17 protein-coding genes are annotated in these 19,704 nt (G+C 59.9%); 14 read left to right on the forward strand and 3 right to left on the reverse strand.

Features of this window, described 5'->3' with window-relative positions; translation table 11 throughout:
- Window positions 1-8 precede the first annotated feature (8 nt).
- From CRO75_RS10185 to CRO75_RS10235, 11 genes are all read left to right on the forward strand, one after another.
- Entirely contained in the window at window positions 9-2,810 is a 2,802-nt protein-coding gene (locus CRO75_RS10185; RefSeq protein ID WP_097135142.1) for an LPS-assembly protein LptD, read from the forward strand.
- Window positions 2,791-4,107: a peptidylprolyl isomerase SurA gene (surA, locus tag CRO75_RS10190; protein ID WP_143503907.1), complete on the forward strand. Its 1,317-nt coding sequence runs from the start codon at window positions 2,791-2,793 to the stop codon at window positions 4,105-4,107. The genes CRO75_RS10185 and surA overlap by 20 nt, the downstream gene beginning before the upstream one ends.
- Window positions 4,104-5,093 (forward strand): 4-hydroxythreonine-4-phosphate dehydrogenase PdxA, encoded by a 990-nt coding sequence (gene pdxA / locus CRO75_RS10195; RefSeq protein WP_097135144.1) that lies wholly within the window; start codon window positions 4,104-4,106, stop codon window positions 5,091-5,093. Before surA ends, pdxA begins: the two co-directional genes overlap by 4 nt.
- Window positions 5,090-5,908 (forward strand): 16S rRNA (adenine(1518)-N(6)/adenine(1519)-N(6))-dimethyltransferase RsmA, encoded by an 819-nt coding sequence (gene rsmA / locus CRO75_RS10200; RefSeq protein WP_038575316.1) that lies wholly within the window; start codon window positions 5,090-5,092, stop codon window positions 5,906-5,908. Before pdxA ends, rsmA begins: the two co-directional genes overlap by 4 nt.
- Before the next feature lie 122 nt (window positions 5,909-6,030).
- Complete coding sequence (apaG, locus tag CRO75_RS10205; RefSeq protein ID WP_007926128.1) at window positions 6,031-6,411, forward strand: Co2+/Mg2+ efflux protein ApaG; 381 nt, start codon at window positions 6,031-6,033, stop codon at window positions 6,409-6,411.
- Window positions 6,411-7,292, forward strand: a complete 882-nt coding sequence (locus CRO75_RS10210) for a symmetrical bis(5'-nucleosyl)-tetraphosphatase (protein ID WP_097135145.1) — start codon at window positions 6,411-6,413, stop codon at window positions 7,290-7,292. Before apaG ends, CRO75_RS10210 begins: the two co-directional genes overlap by 1 nt.
- Window positions 7,293-7,324: 32 nt before the next feature.
- The gene (gene glpE, locus CRO75_RS10215; RefSeq protein WP_097135146.1) at window positions 7,325-7,654 is read left to right on the forward strand and encodes a thiosulfate sulfurtransferase GlpE; all 330 of its coding nucleotides are present in this window, start codon (window positions 7,325-7,327) and stop codon (window positions 7,652-7,654) included.
- Between the two features lie 295 nt (window positions 7,655-7,949).
- Window positions 7,950-9,872 (forward strand): PrkA family serine protein kinase, encoded by a 1,923-nt coding sequence (locus CRO75_RS10220; RefSeq protein WP_007926124.1) that lies wholly within the window; start codon window positions 7,950-7,952, stop codon window positions 9,870-9,872.
- Between the two features lie 189 nt (window positions 9,873-10,061).
- Window positions 10,062-11,333, forward strand: coding sequence for a YeaH/YhbH family protein (locus CRO75_RS10225; protein ID WP_007926123.1), 1,272 nt, complete (start codon window positions 10,062-10,064; stop codon window positions 11,331-11,333).
- The gene (locus CRO75_RS10230) at window positions 11,330-12,892 is read left to right on the forward strand and encodes a SpoVR family protein (protein WP_007926122.1); all 1,563 of its coding nucleotides are present in this window, start codon (window positions 11,330-11,332) and stop codon (window positions 12,890-12,892) included. Before CRO75_RS10225 ends, CRO75_RS10230 begins: the two co-directional genes overlap by 4 nt.
- A gap of 64 nt (window positions 12,893-12,956) precedes the next feature.
- A complete protein-coding gene (locus tag CRO75_RS10235; protein WP_097135147.1) occupies window positions 12,957-14,186 on the forward strand; it encodes a multifunctional CCA addition/repair protein in 1,230 nt (409 codons plus the stop codon).
- 67 nt (window positions 14,187-14,253) lie between these two features.
- On the opposite strand, the gene folK is transcribed toward CRO75_RS10235, so the two are convergent.
- Both folK and folB read right to left on the reverse strand, forming a co-directional pair.
- Window positions 14,254-14,772, reverse strand: coding sequence for a 2-amino-4-hydroxy-6-hydroxymethyldihydropteridine diphosphokinase (gene folK / locus CRO75_RS10240; protein WP_007926120.1), 519 nt, complete (start codon window positions 14,770-14,772; stop codon window positions 14,254-14,256).
- Window positions 14,763-15,116 carry a dihydroneopterin aldolase gene (gene folB / locus CRO75_RS10245; protein WP_007926118.1) on the reverse strand — a complete coding sequence of 118 codons (354 nt, stop codon included), beginning with the start codon at window positions 15,114-15,116 and terminating at the stop codon, window positions 14,763-14,765. Before folB ends, folK begins: the two co-directional genes overlap by 10 nt.
- 74 nt (window positions 15,117-15,190) lie before the next feature.
- Between folB and plsY the strand changes: the two genes are divergently transcribed.
- The gene (gene plsY / locus CRO75_RS10250; protein WP_007926112.1) at window positions 15,191-15,760 is read left to right on the forward strand and encodes a glycerol-3-phosphate 1-O-acyltransferase PlsY; all 570 of its coding nucleotides are present in this window, start codon (window positions 15,191-15,193) and stop codon (window positions 15,758-15,760) included.
- Window positions 15,761-15,801: 41 nt separating this feature from the next.
- Here the strand turns inward: plsY and tsaD are convergent, their stop codons facing one another.
- Complete coding sequence (gene tsaD / locus CRO75_RS10255) at window positions 15,802-16,827, reverse strand: tRNA (adenosine(37)-N6)-threonylcarbamoyltransferase complex transferase subunit TsaD (RefSeq protein WP_009045890.1); 1,026 nt, start codon at window positions 16,825-16,827, stop codon at window positions 15,802-15,804.
- A 200-nt stretch (window positions 16,828-17,027) separates the two neighbouring features.
- Here tsaD and rpsU point away from each other — a divergent pair, with 200 nt between their 5' ends.
- Together rpsU and dnaG are read left to right on the forward strand one after the other, a co-directional pair.
- Window positions 17,028-17,243, forward strand: coding sequence for a 30S ribosomal protein S21 (rpsU, locus tag CRO75_RS10260; RefSeq protein WP_002551877.1), 216 nt, complete (start codon window positions 17,028-17,030; stop codon window positions 17,241-17,243).
- 469 nt (window positions 17,244-17,712) lie between these two features.
- Window positions 17,713-19,677, forward strand: a complete 1,965-nt coding sequence (gene dnaG, locus CRO75_RS10265) for a DNA primase (protein ID WP_097135148.1) — start codon at window positions 17,713-17,715, stop codon at window positions 19,675-19,677.
- Window positions 19,678-19,704: the final 27 nt, after the last annotated feature.

Here is a 19,704-nt window from a genome sequence, read left to right on the forward strand (position 1 = left end):
CTAATAAGATGGCATTGAAATCCCCCGCGTTTCGTAAAAAATTTCCGTTGTTGGTTACTGGCAGTCTGCTGGCCCTGCAACCCCTAGCCACTTCGTTCGTGGTCGCCGCAGAACAGTATGACTGCTCAGTCTCTGCTTCGGGTGGCTGGGACTGCGCGCCGAAAACCAGCGCCGCTCAACTGCCTCCGCGCCCCGTGCATGACGCGAGTGCGGTCAGCTCGAGCACCGCGGCGTCGGCCGAAAGCGGCGAAACCAGCGAAGACACCGGCGCCAAGCCGATGCTGGTTACCGAGTCCAAGGGCCGCGGCCTGAAGTCCCGCAGCGAAGACTACAGTCACCTCGACTGGGTTCCGCGCGAGAAGCTCACCGCCGCCCAGTTGGCCGAGACCGGTCCTTACTGTGCTGGTGCTTATATCGAACCGATTCGTCCTGGCATGAATGACAAGACGAATAAAAGTGACGCCCCGACCTTTATCGGCGCCAAGGCTTCGCGTTACCAGCAGGAGCAGCAGATCGCTACCCTGGCCGGTGATGTGGTCATGCGCCAGGGCAGCATGCAGGTCGAGGCCGACGAGGCCAACCTGTACCAGGCCGAAAACCGTGGCGAGCTGAGCGGCAACGTCCGCCTGCGCGACAACGGCGCCCTGCTGGTCGGCGATCACGCCGACGTGCAACTGGACACCGGCGAGGCCAAGGTCGACAACGCCGAATACGTGATGCACAAATCGCGCATCCGCGGTAACGCGCTGTACGCCAAGCGTGCCGAGAACGCGATCATCCGCCTCAAGGATGGTACCTACACCACGTGCGAACCGAGCAGCAACGCCTGGCAGCTCAAGGGCAACAACATCACCCTGAACCCGGCGACCGGCTTCGGCACCGCGACCAACGTGACATTGCGCGTCAAGGACATTCCGGTTCTGTACACGCCGTACATCTATTTCCCGATCGACGACCGTCGCCAGTCCGGCTTCCTGCCGCCGACCATCGGCAGCGGCAGCGATACCGGCTTCATGCTGGTCACCCCGTACTACTTCAACCTGGCGCCGAACTACGACGCCACGTTGTACCCGCGCTACATGAGCAAGCGTGGCCTGTTGATGGAAGGCGAATTCCGCTACCTGACCAAGTCCAGTGAAGGTCAGTTCGGCGCGGCGTACCTCAACGATGACAACGACGACCGCAAACTGCAGTCGGACTACGAAAAAACCCGCTACATGTACAACTGGCAGCACAAGGGCGGGCTCGATTCGCGCCTGATGACCGAGGTCGACTACACCAAGATCAGCGATCCGTACTACTTCCAGGATCTGCAGAGCGACCAGATCGGCGTGGAAAGTCGTGACTACATCAACCAGCAAGGTGCTGTGACCTACCGCGGCGATACCTACACCGCGCGCCTCAATGCCCAGGCTTATGAACTGGCCACGGTTTCCAACATCACGCCTTACAACCGTCTGCCGCAAATCACTTTGAATGGTTTCTTGCCGCAGCATCCGGGTGGCCTGGACTTCAGGTACGACGCAGAAATCGTGCGATTTGATCGCGACCTGCAAAACGGTACGTACTTTGATGAAAATGGTATTGGCTCGCCACGACTCGACCGCAATATCACAGGCTTGGCTCGCGCTAATGGCAATCGCCTCAACCTCGCGCCAACTGTCAGTCTTCCACTCAACTGGACCTACGGCTTCCTGAAGCCGTCCCTGAAGTATCAGTACACCCAGTACGATCTGGATCTGGACAGTATCGGCAAAAGCCAGGTGGCCAACCAAACCGCGGAACAGGATCGCCTGAACGGCACTTACAGCAGCAATCAGAACCGCGGCGTGCCGATCGCCAGCATCGACAGCGGCCTGTACTTCGACCGCAACACCCAATGGTTCGGCAAGAACTATCGCCAGACCCTGGAACCTCGCCTCTACTATCTCTATGTCCCGGAGAAAGACCAGAGCGATATCCCGGTATTCGACACCAGCGAGTCCACCTTCAACTACTCGTCACTGTTCCGTGACAACCGCTTCTCCGGCTCAGACCGTGTAGGCGACGAGAACAAGCTGTCCCTGGGCGTCACCAACCGCTGGATCGAAGAAAACGGTTTCGAGCGTCAACGCATCAGCGTCGGCCAGGCCTTGTACTTCAAGGACCGCGAAGTCCAGTTGCCAGGCATCGATGCGAAAACCCGCGACGACGCGCACTCCAACGTTTCTCCTTATGCGTTGGAATACGAGTACCGCTGGAACCGCGACTGGCGCACCACCGCCGACTACAACTGGGATCCGGATACCCGCAGCCCTCGTTCCGGTAGCGCGATGTTCCACTACCAGCCGGAAGACAATCCGAACAAGGTCATCAACGCTGGCTACCGCTACCGTAATGACCTGGTCCGTTATGACCAGTCCACGGGTAAATGGTCGGTGGGTGGAGGTGACTACGGCACTCCAGGACAACCTGGCTATGTGAAGGACTACTACAAGATCAAGCAGCATGACTTTTCGGTGATCTGGCCGATCATGCCGCAATGGAACCTCATCAGCCGCTGGCAGTACGACTACAACCGCAATCGTACCCTCGATGCCTTCGGTGGTTTCGAATACGACAACTGCTGCTGGAAACTGCGCCTGATCAACCGTTACTGGGTCAAGTATGACGAAACCAGTCAAGACGCCCCGCAGAACGAGAAAGGCGACCATGGCATCTTCCTCCAAATCGTCCTGAAAGGACTCGGCGGCCTGACCGGCGCCAAGGTAGAGAGCTTCCTCGATAAAGGCATTCAAGGTTACCGTGAACGTGAAGACCAAGCTTTCTGATTGTCTGCGCCCGCTGATGCTGGGCGCGCTGTTCCTGGGTACCGCGGCGAGCGCCGCGGTACAACCCATCGACAAAGTGGTGGCCATCGTCGATAACGACGTGGTCATGCAGAGCCAGCTGGACCAACGGGTTCACGAAGTTCAGCAAACCATCGCCAAGCGCGGCGGCGGCATGCCACCCGCCGAGGTCCTGAACCAGCAGGTACTGGAACGCCTGATCGTCGAAAACCTGCAATTGCAGATCGGCGAACGCTCCGGCATCCGCATTACCGATGAAGAACTGAACCAGGCCGTCGGTACCATCGCCCAACGCAATAACATGACGCCCGATCAGTTCCGCGCCGCCCTGGCTCGTGATGGCCTGTCCTATCAGGACGCCCGTGAGCAGATTCGCCGCGAGATGATCATCAGCCGCGTGCGTCAGCGCCGTGTTGCCGAACGCATTCAGGTCTCCGAGCAGGAAGTGAAGAACTTCCTCGCCTCCGACCTGGGCAAGATGCAACTGTCCGAAGAGCTGCACCTGGCCAATATCCTGATTCCCACCCCGGAAAGCGCCAACTCCGAAGCGATTCAGAGCGCCGCGCGCCAGGCCATGGACATCTATCAGCAGCTCAAGCAAGGCGCCGACTTCGCTCAGTTGGCCATCGCCCGCTCGGGTAGCGACAACGCCCTGGAAGGCGGCGATATGGGCTGGCGTAAAGCCGCTCAACTGCCCCCTCCGTTCGACCGCGAACTGAGCGCCATGGCAGTCGGCGATATCACCCAGCCAGCTCGTACTCCTGGCGGCTTCATCATCCTGAAGCTGTTGGAAAAACGCGGCGGCGGCAATCAGATGCGTGACGAAGTGCATGTCCGTCATATCCTGATCAAGCCAAGTGAAATTCGCAGCGAAGAAGAAACCAAGCGCCTGGCCCAGAAGCTCTACGAGCGCATCGAAGCCGGCGAAGACTTTGCCGAACTGGCGAAAAGCTACTCGGAAGACCCGGGTTCCGCCCTCAACGGTGGCGACCTCAGCTGGATCGACCCGAACGCCCTGGTTCCCGAGTTCCGCGAGGTGATGGCCAAGACCCCGCAAGGTCAGCTGTCCAAGCCGTTCCAGAGCCCATATGGCTGGCACGTACTGGAAGTCCTTGGCCGCCGCGCCACCGACAGCACCAGCCAGGCCCGCGAACAGCAAGCGATGACCGTACTGCGCAACCGCAAATACGACGAAGAGCTGCAAACCTGGCTGCGCCAGATTCGCGACGAAGCCTACGTCGAGATCAAACTTCCTGGCGCCGACCAGGCGGCACAGTGAAACCCAAGCGTTTCGCGCTCACCCCCGGCGAGCCAGCCGGCATAGGTCCCGACCTGTGCCTGCTGCTCGCCTCGCAACAACAGCCATACCCCCTTATTGCCATCACCAGCTGCGACCTGCTTACCGAGCGGGCCGCGCAGCTGGGTGTGGCCGTCAGCCTGATTGCGGTCGGCCCCGACAATTGGCCGAACCAGCCGGCCGCCGCCGGTAGCCTCTATGTCTGGGATACCCCGCTGGCGGCCAAGGTCGTTACTGGTCAGCTCGACAAGGCCAACGCCGCGTTCGTTCTGGAAACCCTGACCCGGGCCGGCCAAGGCTGCCTGGACGGACATTTCGACGGCATGATTACCGCCCCGGTGCACAAGGGTGTGATCAACGAATCCGGCATTGCCTTTTCCGGCCATACCGAGTTTCTCGCCGACCTGACGCACACCGAACAAGTGGTGATGATGCTGGCCACCCATGGCCTGCGCGTGGCACTGGTGACCACTCACCTGCCCCTGCGGGACATCGCCGATGCCATTACCCCGGAGCGCCTGGAGCGGGTTACGCGCATTCTGCATGCGGACCTGCGCAACAAATTCGGCATCGCCCAGCCACGCATCCTGGTCTGCGGGCTCAACCCGCATGCCGGCGAAGGCGGACATCTGGGCCATGAAGAAATCGATATCATCGAACCCACCCTGGAGCGTCTGCGCAACGAAGGCATGGACCTGCGCGGCCCCCTGCCCGCCGACACTCTGTTTACCCCCAAATATCTGGAGCACTGCGACGCAGTGCTGGCGATGTACCATGACCAGGGGCTGCCCGTGCTGAAATACAAAGGCTTCGGCGCCGCGGTCAACGTGACGTTGGGTTTGCCGATCATCCGCACCTCGGTCGACCACGGCACTGCCCTGGATCTGGCCGGCAGCGGCAAGATCGATACCGGCAGCCTGAAAGTCGCCCTGGAAACCGCCTACCAGATGGCCGAGACCCGTTTATGACTGAGCAATACCAACACCGGGCGCGCAAGCGCTTCGGCCAGAACTTCCTGCATGACGCCGGCGTGATCGACCGCATCCTGCGCTCCATCAATGCCAAATCCGGCGACCGCATGCTGGAAATCGGCCCGGGCCAGGGCGCCTTGACCGAGGGCCTGCTCAACAGCGGCGCCCAGCTGGATGTGGTCGAACTGGACAAAGACCTGGTGCCGATCCTCAACCAGCAGTTTGCTGGCCGGGATAATTTCAGCCTGCACCAGGGCGATGCCCTGAAGTTCGACTTCAACAGCCTGAATGCCGCGCCCGGCAGCCTGCGGGTGGTTGGCAACCTGCCCTACAACATCTCCACCCCGCTGATCTTTCACCTGCTGCAGAACGCCGGACTGATCCGCGACATGCACTTCATGCTGCAGAAAGAAGTGGTCGAGCGCCTCGCCGCGGGCCCGGGCGGTGGCGACTGGGGCCGCCTGTCGATCATGGTCCAGTACCACTGCCGCGTGGAGCATCTATTCAACGTCGGCCCTGGTGCATTCAATCCGCCACCGAAAGTCGACTCGGCGATCGTCCGCCTGGTGCCACATGCGGTACTGCCGCACCCGGCCAAAGATCATCGCCTGCTGGAGCGCATCGTTCGCGAAGCCTTCAACCAGCGCCGCAAGACCCTGCGCAATACCCTCAAGGCCCTGCTTTCCAGCGCCGAGATCGAAGCCGCCGGCGTCGATGGCAGCCTGCGTCCGGAGCAACTGGACCTGGCAGCCTTCGTTCGCCTGGCCGACAAGCTCAGCGAACAAGCCGCGGACACTGCCAGCGCCAGCTGACACGCCACCAGCGTTATCGGGTAAGACGCCAGGCGCCATGTCTGGCTTACTACCCGATACTTGGCCTAGACTGACCTCCATCAGCTTTGTCCCGCGTCCCGCTTCGTTTTAAGGCCCCTTGCATGTCCGATCCTCGCTATCAGATCGACGTCAGCGTCGTCACCCGCTTTCTCGCAGAACAGTCGCAACCCGAGCAGAACCGCTTTGCCTTCGCCTACACCATCACCGTACAGAACAATGGCTTGCTGCCCGCCAAACTGCTCTCGCGGCACTGGGTGATCACCGATGGCGACGGGCACGTCGAGGAAGTTCGCGGCGCCGGCGTCGTCGGCCAGCAACCGCTGATCGCCGTGGGCAAAAGCCACACCTACAGCAGCGGCACGGTCATGACTACACGCGTCGGCAACATGCAGGGCAGCTATCAGATGCTCGCCGAAGACGGCAAACACTTCGACGCCATCATCGCCCCCTTCCGCCTGGCCGTGCCCGGAGCCCTGCACTGATGACGACTTACGCCGTCGGTGACCTGCAAGGCTGCCTGGGGCCTTTGCAGTGCCTGCTTGAAAAGGTCGCTTTCGACCCGACCAGGGATCGCCTGTGGCTGGTCGGCGACCTGGTCAACCGCGGCCCGCAGTCGCTGGAAACCCTGCGCTTTCTTTATGCCATGCGCGACTCCTTGGTATGCGTACTGGGCAATCACGACCTGCATCTGCTGGCCGTCTGGCGCAATATCGAGCGCCTGAAGAAAGCCGACACCCTGCGCGAGATCCTCAACGCGCCGGATTGCGAGGAGTTGCTCCAGTGGCTGCGCCAGCAAAAGCTGATGCACTATGACGAACAGCGCAACGTCGCCCTGGTGCACGCGGGGATACCGCCACAGTGGTCGCTGAAAAAAGCCCTCAAGTGCGCCACCGAAGTCGAAGAGGCGCTGCGGGACGACAACCGATTCGAGCCCTATCTGGACGGTATGTACGGCAACGACCCGACAAAATGGGACAGCGAACTCAAAGGCGTGACCCGTCTGCGGGTGATCACCAACTATTTCACCCGCATGCGTTTCTGCACCAGCGATGGCAAGCTCGACCTCAAGGGTAAGGAAGGGCCGGACACCGCCCCACCGGGGTACGCGCCGTGGTTCGAGCACAAGGAACGCAAGACCAGGGACGTGAAAATCATCTTCGGTCACTGGGCCGCCCTCGAAGGCAACTGCAACCAGCCCGGCGTCGTCGCCCTGGACACTGGCTGCGTCTGGGGCGGCGCCCTGACCTTGCTGAACGTCGACACCAGCCAACGCCTCGAGTGTGAGTGCGACGCCCACGGCCACATCAAGCCCCAGGGCAATCAACCCTCCTCTGAACCCACACCAATCACCGCCAAGCGCTAGACGGCGCTTGCCATCAGGCCCAGGAGCCCGCCATGAGCGAATTCAAACGCATCCCCCCAGAACAGGCCCAGGCACTGCGCGAGCAAGGCGCCGTGGTGGTCGATATCCGCGACCCGCAGACCTTTGCCCTGAACCACATCAGCGGCTCTCTGCACCTGGATAACCACTCCATCTCCGACTTCATCCGCAACGCCGATCTCGACGCCCCGCTGGTGGTCGTCTGCTATCACGGTAACTCCAGCCAAAGCGCGGCGGCCTACCTGATCAGCCAGGGCTTCTCCGACGTCTACAGCCTGGACGGTGGTTTCGAATTGTGGCGGACCACCTACCCAGCGGAAATTGCCCAGGGCAGCGTCGAATAATTTTTTCTGTGCGCCAGCCCGCGCCATTCGTGGGCTGGCGCTTCGACCGACGAATGGTCACTTGAACAAATTGCGTATTCCACCTTTACCTCCCCGATTCCGAACTATCCTTAGCCTCAGGCCATCCAATCAGGGGAGAGCCGGTACACCGGCGTGCGGGTCATCGGTACTAGCTTTCAAGGTCGATAGCTTTGAAAGTGTTCTGGGGGGTAAACATCAGCCGGATTCCCGGCTGCATGCCAGCACTTGACTGACTGATCCGGCGTCGGCTCCACGTATCGAGCGAGGTGACGTCATGAGTATTTTTAGCCACTTCCAACAACGCTTCGAATCCACACGCCAGGAAGAGTTCTCGCTACAGGAGTACCTGGAGCTCTGCAAAAAGGACCGTAGCGCCTACGCGTCGGCCGCTGAACGCCTGCTTCTGGCTATCGGTGAACCGGAGCTGCTGGACACGTCGACCAATTCGAGACTGTCACGGATCTTCTCCAACAAAGTGATCCGTCGCTATCCGGCCTTTGAAGACTTCCATGGAATGGAAGAATGCATCGACCAGATCGTCTCCTACTTCCGCCATGCCGCTCAGGGCCTGGAAGAGAAGAAACAGATCCTCTACCTCCTCGGCCCCGTCGGTGGCGGTAAATCATCCCTGGCCGAGAAACTCAAACAACTGATCGAGAAGGTGCCCTTCTACGCCATCAAGGGCTCTCCGGTATTCGAGTCGCCTCTTGGGTTGTTCAACGCCACGGAAGATGGCGCGATCCTTGAAGAAGACTTCGGTATCCCACGGCGCTACCTGAACACCATCATGTCGCCCTGGGCCACCAAGCGCCTGTCTGAGTTCGGTGGCGACATCAGCCAGTTCCGGGTGGTCAAGCTCTATCCTTCGATCCTCAACCAGATCGCCGTCGCCAAGACTGAACCTGGAGACGAGAATAACCAGGACATTTCCGCACTGGTGGGCAAGGTCGATATTCGCAAGCTGGAGGAATTCCCGCAGAACGACGCCGACGCCTACAGCTATTCGGGCGCACTGTGCCGGGCCAACCAGGGCCTGATGGAGTTCGTCGAAATGTTCAAGGCACCGATCAAGGTGCTGCACCCATTGCTGACGGCCACCCAGGAAGGCAACTACAACAGTACCGAGGGGCTGGGCGCGATCCCCTTCACCGGCATCCTGCTGGCCCACTCCAACGAATCGGAATGGCACACCTTCCGCAACAACAAGAACAACGAAGCCTTCATCGACCGGATCTATATCGTCAAAGTCCCGTACTGCCTGCGGGTCAGCGACGAAGTCAAAATCTACGACAAGCTGCTGTTCAACAGCTCCCTGTCCAAGGCGCATTGTGCTCCCGACACCCTGAAGATGCTCGCTCAGTTCACCGTGCTCTCGCGCCTCAAGGAGCCGGAGAACTCGAACATCTACTCGAAAATGCGCGTCTACGACGGTGAGAACCTCAAGGACACCGATCCGAAAGCCAAGTCGATCCAGGAATACCGCGACGCCGCCGGCGTGGATGAAGGCATGAACGGTCTGTCGACCCGCTTCGCCTTCAAGATCCTGTCGAAAGTCTTCAACTTCGATCCCCACGAGATCGCGGCGAACCCGGTGCACCTGCTTTATGTGCTCGAACAACAGATCGAACAGGAACAGTTCCAGGCGGAAACCCGCGAACGCTACCTGCGCTTCCTGAAGGAATACCTGGCTCCGCGGTATATCGAGTTCATCGGCAAGGAAATCCAGACCGCGTACCTGGAGTCCTACAGCGAATACGGCCAGAACATCTTCGACCGCTATGTGCTGTATGCGGACTTCTGGATTCAGGATCAGGAATACCGTGATCCGGAAACCGGCGAGATCCTCAATCGGGTCGCGCTCAACGAAGAGCTGGAAAAAATCGAGAAACCGGCCGGCATCAGCAATCCGAAGGACTTCCGCAACGAAATCGTCAATTTCGTATTGCGGGCCCGAGCCAACAACAACGGCAAGAACCCGACCTGGCTCAGCTACGAAAAACTGCGGGTGGTTATCGAGAAGAAAATGTTCTCCAACACCGAGGACCTGCTCCCGGTCATCAGCTTCAATGCCAAGGCCAGCAAAGAGGATCAACAGAAACACAACGACTTTGTTACCCGAATGGTCGAGCGCGGCTACACCGACAAACAGGTACGACTGCTGTCCGAGTGGTATCTGCGGGTCAGAAAATCGCAGTAACCCGCCGGTTGCACCGGTTGTCGTTAGCCAGGAGCCTGTCTTAGCGATTTCTGCTACACAGGCTTCAGGAAGCGCGTTTGAACGTTCGCAGCGAGGCTCGGGCAGAGGACCGACGGCAAAGATACCTTGCCGCCCCCTCCCCCCGTCCGGGCCGCTTGCGAGCTTCAAGACCGCTTCTAAGGAGCAGTCATGAGTTATGTGATCGACCGACGTCTCAATGGCAAGAACAAAAGCACGGTAAACCGTCAGCGGTTTCTGCGGCGTTATCGTGACCACATCAAGAAGGCCGTCGAAGAGGCGGTCAGCCGCCGTTCCATCACTGATATGGAGCATGGCGAACAAATCAGTATTCCAGGCCGAGATATCGATGAACCGGTGCTCCATCATGGGCGCGGCGGTAAACAGACCGTGGTGCACCCGGGAAACAAGGAGTTCACGGCCGGCGAGCACATCGCACGCCCTCAAGGCGGTGGTGGCGGAGGTGGCCGGGGCAAGGCTGGCAATTCCGGCGAAGGCATGGACGAGTTCGTTTTCCAGATTACCCAGGAAGAATTCCTTGAGTTCATGTTCGAGGACCTGGAACTGCCGAACCTGGTCAAACGCAACCTGAGCGGGACCGACACCTTCAAGACCGTCCGGGCCGGGATCAGCAATGAAGGCAATCCCTCGCGCATCAACATCATTCGGACCCTGCGCTCGGCCCATGCCCGGCGTATCGCCCTGTCCGGCAGCAGCCGGGCAAAATTGCGTGAAGTCAAAGAGGAACTTGAACGCCTGAAACGCGAAGAACCGGACAATTTCGGCGATATTCAGGAAATGGAAGCGGAAATCGAACGTCTCAGCGCCCGCATCCATCGGGTGCCGTTCCTCGACACCTTCGACCTCAAGTACAACCTGCTGGTCAAACAACCCAACCCCAGCTCCAAGGCCGTGATGTTTTGCCTGATGGACGTTTCCGGCTCCATGACCCAGGCCACCAAGGACATCGCCAAGCGCTTCTTCATCCTTCTGTACCTGTTTCTCAAGCGTAACTACGACAAGATCGACGTAGTGTTCATTCGCCATCACACCAGTGCGCGTGAAGTGGACGAGGAGGAGTTCTTCTACTCCCGGGAAACCGGTGGCACCATCGTCTCCAGTGCCTTGAAACTGATGCAGGAGATCATGGCCGAGCGTTATCCGAGCAACGAGTGGAACATCTACGCCGCCCAGGCTTCCGATGGCGACAACTGGAACGACGACTCGCCGATCTGCCGCGACATCCTGATCAACCAGATCATGCCTTTCGTGCAGTACTACACTTACGTGGAGATTACCCCGCGCGAACATCAGGCCCTGTGGTTCGAATACGAGCGCATCGCCGAAGCCTTTTCCGATACTTTTGCCCAGCAGCAACTGGTCTCGGCCGGAGATATCTATCCGGTCTTCCGTGAACTCTTCCAGCGCAGGTTAGTGACATGACCGCCAGAGAGCAGAAACGCCAGCCTATCTCCACCGGTTCGGAATGGACGTTCGAGCTGATCCAAGCCTACGACCGCGAAATCAGCCGTATCGCGGCGCGTTACGCCCTGGATACCTATCCCAACCAAATCGAAGTGATCACCGCCGAACAGATGATGGATGCCTATGCCTCTGTCGGCATGCCCCTGGGTTATCACCATTGGTCTTACGGCAAGCACTTTCTTAGTACCGAAAAATCCTACAGTCGCGGCCAGATGGGGCTGGCCTACGAGATCGTGATCAACTCGGACCCATGCATTGCCTACCTGATGGAAGAAAACACCATCTGCATGCAGGCACTGGTGGTGGCCCATGCCTGCTATGGCCATAACAGCTTCTTCAAGGGCAACTATCTGTTCCGCACCTGGACGGATGCCAGCTCGATCATCGATTACCTGGTGTTCGCCAAGCAGTACATCATGCAGTGCGAAGAGCGCCACGGCATCGATGCCGTGGAGGACCTGCTGGACTCCTGCCATGCCCTGATGAACTACGGGGTGGACCGCTACAAACGTCCTTATCCGATTTCCGCGGAGGAAGAACGACGCCGGCAAAAGGACCGGGAAGAACACCTGCAGAAACAGATCAACGACCTGTGGCGCACCATTCCCAAAGGCACGGACAAGTTCAGCGACAAGGACAACGCGCGCTTCCCCGCCGAGCCGCAGGAAAACATCCTGTACTTCATCGAGAAACACGCGCCGCTGCTGGAACCGTGGCAGCGGGAAATCGTGCGGATCGTGCGCAAGATCGCCCAGTATTTCTACCCGCAACGCCAGACCCAGGTGATGAACGAAGGCTGGGCAACGTTCTGGCACTACACCCTGATGAACGATCTGTATGACGAAGGCCTGGTGACCGACGGCTTCATGATGGAGTTCCTCGCCTCCCACACCAGCGTGGTATTCCAGCCTGGCTTCGACAGCCCTTACTACAACGGCATCAACCCCTATACCCTGGGTTTCGCCATGTACCGCGATATCCGGCGCATCTGCGAAGAACCGACTGAGGAAGACCGTCGCTGGTTCCCGGAACTGGCCGGGACCGACTGGCTTTCCAGCATCAAGTTCGCCATGAGCAGCTTCAAGGACGAGAGTTTCATCCTGCAGTACCTGTCGCCCAAGGTAATCCGCGATCTCAAGCTGTTCAGCATCCTGGACGACGACCAGAAAGACGACTTGCTGGTACCGGCCATTCATGACGAAAGCGGCTATCGAGTCATCCGCGAAACCCTTGCGGCCCAGTACAACCTGGGTAACCGCGAGCCCAACGTGCAGATCTGGAGCATCGATAGACGGGGCGACCGCTCGCTGACCCTGCGCCACCAACAGCACGACCGCAAACCATTGGGCGACTCCACCGACGAAGTCCTCAAGCACCTGCACCGGCTATGGGGGTTCGACATCCATCTGGAAACCCTGCAGGGCGACCAGGTGATGAAAACCCATCACGTACCACCAAGAAGCGATCACAACGAAGGGGACTACGGCCGCCTGGACCTGGCTGTCATCCACCTCTGAGCGCATGACAAACCTCCGAAAGCTCGGCACAAGGGTTATTCTGTCGGGCTAACGGAGGTTTTTTATGCAGATTTACAAGGTCGGCGGTGCGGTACGCGATCGCTTGCTGGGCAAACCGGTAACCGACATCGACTGGGTGGTAGTCGGTGCCACAGCCGAAGAAATGCTCGCCAACGGTTTTCGGCCGGTAGGCTCGGACTTTCCGGTCTTTCTTCACCCCAAGAGCGGCGAGGAATACGCCCTGGCCCGCACCGAACGCAAAAGCGGTCGTGGTTATGGCGGTTTCACCTTTCACGCCAGCCCAGAAGTCACCCTCGAAGAAGACCTGATCCGCCGCGACCTGACAATCAACGCCATGGCGGAAGACGACCATGGCGTGCTGACGGATCCATATCACGGCCAGCAGGACCTGGAGAACCGCCTGCTGCGCCATGTTTCCCCCGCATTCGCCGAAGATCCGCTACGCGTCCTGCGCGTTGCCCGCTTTGCTGCTCGCTACGCTGGGCTCGGTTTCCGGGTAGCGCCTGACACCCTCGAATTGATGCGCCAACTCAGCGAATCAGGCGAACTGGAAGCCCTGACGCCGGAGCGCAGCTGGAAGGAAATCTCCCGCGCACTGATGGAAGATCACCCCCAAGTGTTCATCCAGGTGCTGCGTGACTGTGGCGCACTCAAGGTCCTGCTGCCCGAAGTGGAGGCGCTGTTTGGCGTTCCGCAACCCGCCGCCCATCACCCGGAGATCGACAGCGGTGCGCACACACTGAGCGTTCTCGAGCAGGCGGCACTGCACAAGCAGCCGTTGAGCGTGCGCTGGGCGTGCCTGTTGCACGACCTGGGCAAGGGCCTGACACCGCAAGGTGAATGGCCACAGCACATCGCACACGAGCACAAGGGCCTGAAGCTGATCAAGTGCGTCAACGAACGCTTCAAGGCGCCACGCGACTGCCAGGAACTGGCGCTGCTGGTGGGTCAGTACCACACCCACGGCCATCGCGCCCTCGAACTGAAACCTTCGACATTGGCGCAGCTGCTGCAAAGCTTTGACGTGTACCGTCGGCCGCAGCGGTTCGAGGAGTTTATTGCCGCCTGTGAAATGGATGCTCGCGGTCGTCTCGGACTGGAGGAGCGAGCCTATCCCCAGGCGGACTATTTGCGCGGCGCGGCCACCGCAGCACGAACGGTAGCGGTGCAGCCGCTGCTGGAGCAGGGATTCAAGGGACCGGAGTTGGGAGAGGCGCTGAAACGGGAGCGACTGAAGGCGCTGAAGGCCTACAAGGAACAGCACCCGCGGTAAGAAACATCACGAGCTAGCTCCACCGCAGGAGCTAGCTTGCTCGCAAGCCGATAGCAATCAGCCAGAGCTATCCCAGCTCCGGCGGCGTCAGCTGCCTGCCCCGCCACTCAAAGGCCACGGGCGCCAGCACCTGGTCGATTTGGGCTTCGCGCCAGAGGGTGGCGAAGTCCTGCCCGGCCAGCGGATGAACCCTTTCCGGTGCCATCAGCGACAAGGGCCAGAGCACAAAGGCGTTCTTCAGAATCTCGGCGCGCGGCAGGATCAAGCCGTCGAAATTGCCCACCAGATCGCCGTACAGCAGCACATCGATATCCAGCGGCAGGCCCTTGCGGTCCGGGGCATAACGACCGTTGTCCGCTTCGATGAACTTCAACCGACGATCCAGTTCCATCAGTGGCAGATCGGTAAAGGCCGAAACCACCAGATTGAAGAAAGGCCCGCTCTTGATCCCGACCGGCTGGCTTTCGAACACTGCCGAGCAGCGCATGTCCTGCAGGAAGCCCGCCAGGGCATCGAGCCCGGCCAGTAGATGGGTTTCGCGCTCGATATTGCTGCCGAGCCCAAGAAATACCTGAGTTAGCGACATCCGCGCTCGATCTCCACGCCCACACCTTTGGCGGCCGCAACAGCACCGGGTTTGGTCAGTTTGAGGTGCAACCAGGGAATATGGAACTCGCTCATCAGGACTTCAGCCAGACGCTCGGCAAACGTTTCCACCAGCTGGAATTGCGCCTGTTCAGCAAACGCCTGGATCCGCGAAGACACGCTGGCGTAGTCGAGCGCCAGGGTCAGGTCGTCACCAGCCGCGGCCGGGCGGTTGTCCCAGGCGAAGCTCAGGTCAAGGCGCAGGCACTGTCGGATGCCTCGCTCCCAGTCGTAGGCACCGATCACCGTGTCGACTTCCAGACCCTCGATAAACACTCTGTCCAAGCACTCTTCTCCGCAGCACGACAAGGGCGCAATGCGCCGTTAGAATCAGGGCGTCCTCGCCCGGAATAGTTAGCATGTTTTGGTTACTGGCGATCTTCGCCTACCTGCTCGGCTCGCTGTCCTTCGCTATCTTGCTCAGCCGCCTGACCGGTAAACCCGATCCACGAATGAGTGGCTCGGGCAATGCCGGCGCCACCAACATGTTGCGCCTGGCCGGCAAGAAACTTGCGGTACTGACCTTGCTCGGCGATCTGCTCAAAGGGCTGTTGCCCGTGCTGATCGCCAGTCTCGCAGGCCTTTCGCTCCAACAACAGGCCTGGATCGGGCTCTACGCCGTACTGGGCCATCTGTTCCCGGTGTACTTTCGCTTTCGCGGCGGCAAGGGTGTCGCCACCGCCGCCGGGATGCTGCTGGGGCTTTATCCGCCAGCGGCGCTCCTGGCCATTGCCGCCTGGCTCCTGACCTTCTACCTGACCCGCACCAGCTCGCTGGCGGCCTTGATCGCCACGCCCCTGACCCTGCCATTGCTGGCCTGGCAGGCGCCGGCGGCGCTATTGCCGATGAGCGTGCTCACACTGCTCATCGTCTGGCGCCACCGCGGCAATCTACGCGACCTGTTTGCCGGGCGCGAACGGCATTTCTGAATCCTGAAGATGAACCGAGCTCAGGTCGGGAAATTACCGACTCACAACGGCGACAACTGCTCCATCGGCCACCGCGCCTGCACACTGATCGCCAGGCTCTCCTGCTGACCGGCTTGCAAACGCTGGCAACCGGCAAACGCGATCATCGCGCCGTTATCGGTACAGAACTCAGGACGGGCGTAAAACACATTCCCCTTCATCTCGCCGAGCATTTTTTCCAGCGACGCGCGCAGAGCCTTGTTGGCGCTCACGCCACCAGCAATGACCAGACGCTTGAGTCCGGCCTGCTTCAAGGCTCGCTTGCATTTGATGGTCAGAGTTTCCACCACCGCCTGCTGGAAGGCGAGCGAGATGTCGCAACGGGTTTGTTCGCCGTCGTCCCCAGCGCTGACACATTGCTGCCAGGTATTCAGGGCGAAGGTTTTCAAGCCACTGAAACTGAAATCCAGCCCTGGACGATCGGTCATCGGCCGCGGGAAAACAAAGCGCCCGGCCACGCCTTGTGCGGCCAGGCGAGCGATTTCCGGACCGCCCGGATAATTCAGGCCAATCATCTTCGCCGTCTTGTCGAAGGCTTCACCGGCAGCATCATCCAGGGTTTCGCCCATCAGCTCGTATTGGCCGATGCCATCGACCCGCACCAGCTGTGTATGACCACCGGAAACCAACAAAGCGACGAACGGAAATTCCGGCGGTTGCTCTTCCAGCATCGGGGCCAGCAGGTGGCCTTCCATATGGTGCACACCCAGCGCCGGGATACCCCAGGCGAAGGCCAGCGCCTGCGCACAGGAAGCGCCCACCAGCAGGGCTCCGACCAGGCCCGGGCCAGCGGTATAGGCAATGGCGTCGATTTCGGTCGGCACACAGTCCGCCTCGGCCAGAACTTGGCGAATCAGCGGCAGCATGCGCTTGACATGATCACGAGAGGCCAGCTCCGGCACCACGCCACCATAGGCCCGATGCAAATCGATCTGACTGAACAGCGCATCGGCCAGCAGGCCCCGCTCGCTGTCGTAAAGCGCGACGCCGGTTTCGTCGCAGGAAGTTTCTAATCCCAGTACTAGCATGGGTTTGCGCCTTGTAGAGGCTAAATTCGAAGGCGCGCATAATAGTCGCCACTCCCTCGGCCGACCAGCGGTTTTCGATCAGAGGCTTTGCATTCCGAGCGATGAGGGGTTAACATCCGCAACCCTTAAAAACCGACGACCTCAGCCGCGATTTTTGCGACGAGAACGTTGACCCCGGTAATGAATGAAGGTAGCTCTGGATGCCAGCCGTCAAAGTTAAAGAGAACGAACCCTTCGACGTAGCTCTGCGTCGTTTCAAGCGCTCCTGCGAAAAAGCCGGTGTTCTGGCTGAAGTTCGTAGCCGCGAATTTTACGAGAAGCCGACTTCCGAGCGTAAGCGCAAAGCAGCTGCTGCTGTTAAGCGTCACGCCAAGAAAGTTCAGCGCGAACAGCGCCGCGCCGTACGTCTGTACTAATACACAGACGTTCGCTGCAAGCTTCTGCCAAGCCCGGCCCTCAGCCGGGCTAATGGCATTTGCGGACAACGCTTGATGCTTCACCGTCAACGCCGCACATGCGACCGAGACAATCCGCTTCACCACGTCAGACCTGGCTTCCTGCCAGCGGTGCACGTCTCTTCTGACGAGCCTTCCAAGGCTACTGACGAGCACATTTTTATTCTGATTCCTCAACAGACTCAGCCCAAGGCGCCCTTCTCCAGCGCCCGCTTATGAGCCATCCGAGACCTGTCGGACTCAGAGCAATATCTTCAAATAGTCGAAGACTGATTGAAACTAACGTCAGTGGACTTTCGGCAGATACACTTCCCGATAGCGATCAAGCCGACGACAGATGGTCGAACGCGCAGCCGTTGCGTCTCGAGCAGCCCACTTTCGAAGCCTTCGCATTGGTCCAATTCTTTCGCGCAGTGATGACGAGAACGCCATGGCCGGGCTGATTCCCCAGAGCTTTATTGACGACCTTCTGAACCGCACCGACATCGTCGATGTTGTCAGCTCGCGCCTGCAGATGAAAAAGGCCGGCAAGAACTACACCGCCTGCTGCCCGTTCCACAAGGAAAAGACCCCCTCCTTCAGCGTCAGCCCCGACAAGCAGTTTTACTACTGCTTCGGCTGTGGCGCGGGCGGCAACGCCCTCGGCTTCATCATGGACCACGACAACCTGGACTTCCCCCAGGCAGTCGAGGAACTTGCCAAAGCCGCCGGCATGGAGATCCCACGCGAGGAAAGCGGCCGCTCGCACAAGCCCCGGCAGCCAACCGACTCGCCGCTCTACCCGCTGCTGACCGCCGCCGCCGATTACTATCGCCAGGCTCTGAAAAGCCATCCGGCCCGCAAGGCCGCGGTCGATTACCTCAAGGGGCGCGGCCTGACCGGCGAGATCGCCCGCGACTTCGGCCTCGGCTTTGCACCGCCCGGCTGGGACAACCTGTTCAAGCACCTGAGCAGCGATACCCTGCAGCAGAAAGCCATGATCGACGCCGGCCTGCTGATCGAAAATGCCGAAACCGGCAAACGCTACGATCGCTTTCGCGACCGGGTGATGTTTCCGATCCGCGACAGCCGCGGCCGGATCATCGCCTTTGGTGGCCGGGTACTGGGCGACGACAAACCGAAGTACCTGAACTCGCCGGAAACGCCGGTCTTTCACAAGGGCCAGGAGCTTTACGGCCTGTTCGAAGCCCGCAAGAACAACCGCAACCTCGACGAAATCATCGTCGTCGAAGGCTACATGGACGTGATTGCCCTCGCCCAACAAGGCCTGCGTAACGCCGTTGCGACCCTGGGTACCGCCACCAGCGAAGAACACCTCAAGCGCCTGTTCCGCATCGTGCCCAGCGTCCTGTTCTGTTTCGACGGCGACCAGGCCGGGCGCAAGGCCGCCTGGCGCGCGCTGGAGGCGACCCTGTCCAGCCTGCAGGACGGTCGCCGGGCGCGCTTTCTGTTTCTTCCCGAAGGGGAAGACCCGGATACCCTGGTCCGCTCCGAAGGCACCGACGCCTTTCGCGCACGCATCAATCAACACGCTCAACCGCTGGCCGATTACTTCTTCCAGCAACTGACGGACGAAGCCGACCCACGCTCGCTCGAGGGCAAGGCCCACCTCGCCACCCTGGCTGCACCGTTGATCGACAAGGTCCCCGGAGCCAACCTGCGGACCCTGATGCGCCAGCGCCTCAGTGAAATTACCGGGCTCAACAACGAGACCATCAACCAGTTGGTACACAGCGCCCCACAAGAAGCGCCGCCGGCGTACGACGCCGGCATCGATTACGACGCCATGCCGGACTATGCCGACTACCACGAGCCGCAAGAGGCCTATGCGCCGCAGCAGGAGTGGACGCCGAAGAAAAGCGGTGCCGGCGGCAAGAAGTGGGAGAACAAGCCTTGGGACAAAAAGGGCAAGCGTAATGGCGATCGTGATCAACCACGTGCCCCACGCGTTCCGGCCGCCGTCGAACCTCCTACACTGTCAGCCCTTCGAACATTGCTGCATCACCCGCAACTGGCCGAGAAAGTTGAAGACGCCGGGCATTTCGCCGCCGACGACAACACCAATACCCAGTTGCTGGTCGCCCTGATCGAAGCCGTGCAGAAAAATCCTAAGCTACGCTCTATTCATCAACTGATGGCGCGTTGGCACGGCACGGAGCAGGGCCGCCTGATCAAGGCGCTGGCAGAAAAGGAATGGTTGATTGAGGGCGATAACCTTGAACAACAGTTTTTCGACACCATTAAAAGCTTGTCCGCTCGCCAAAGTGAGCGTGCTTTGGAACAACTTCTCAGGAAATCGCGTCAAAGCGAATTGAGTGGCGAAGAAAAAATTCAGCTACTTGAGCTTTTAAAACGCAATGTTCCCGCATCAAACCCGACCTCAACTGGCGCGTGAGGTCATAGCTCGGGTATAATCCTCGGC

This window comes from Pseudomonas sp. LAMO17WK12:I10 (assembly GCF_900215185.1).
In the GTDB taxonomy this organism is placed as follows: domain Bacteria; phylum Pseudomonadota; class Gammaproteobacteria; order Pseudomonadales; family Pseudomonadaceae; genus Aquipseudomonas; species Aquipseudomonas chlororaphis.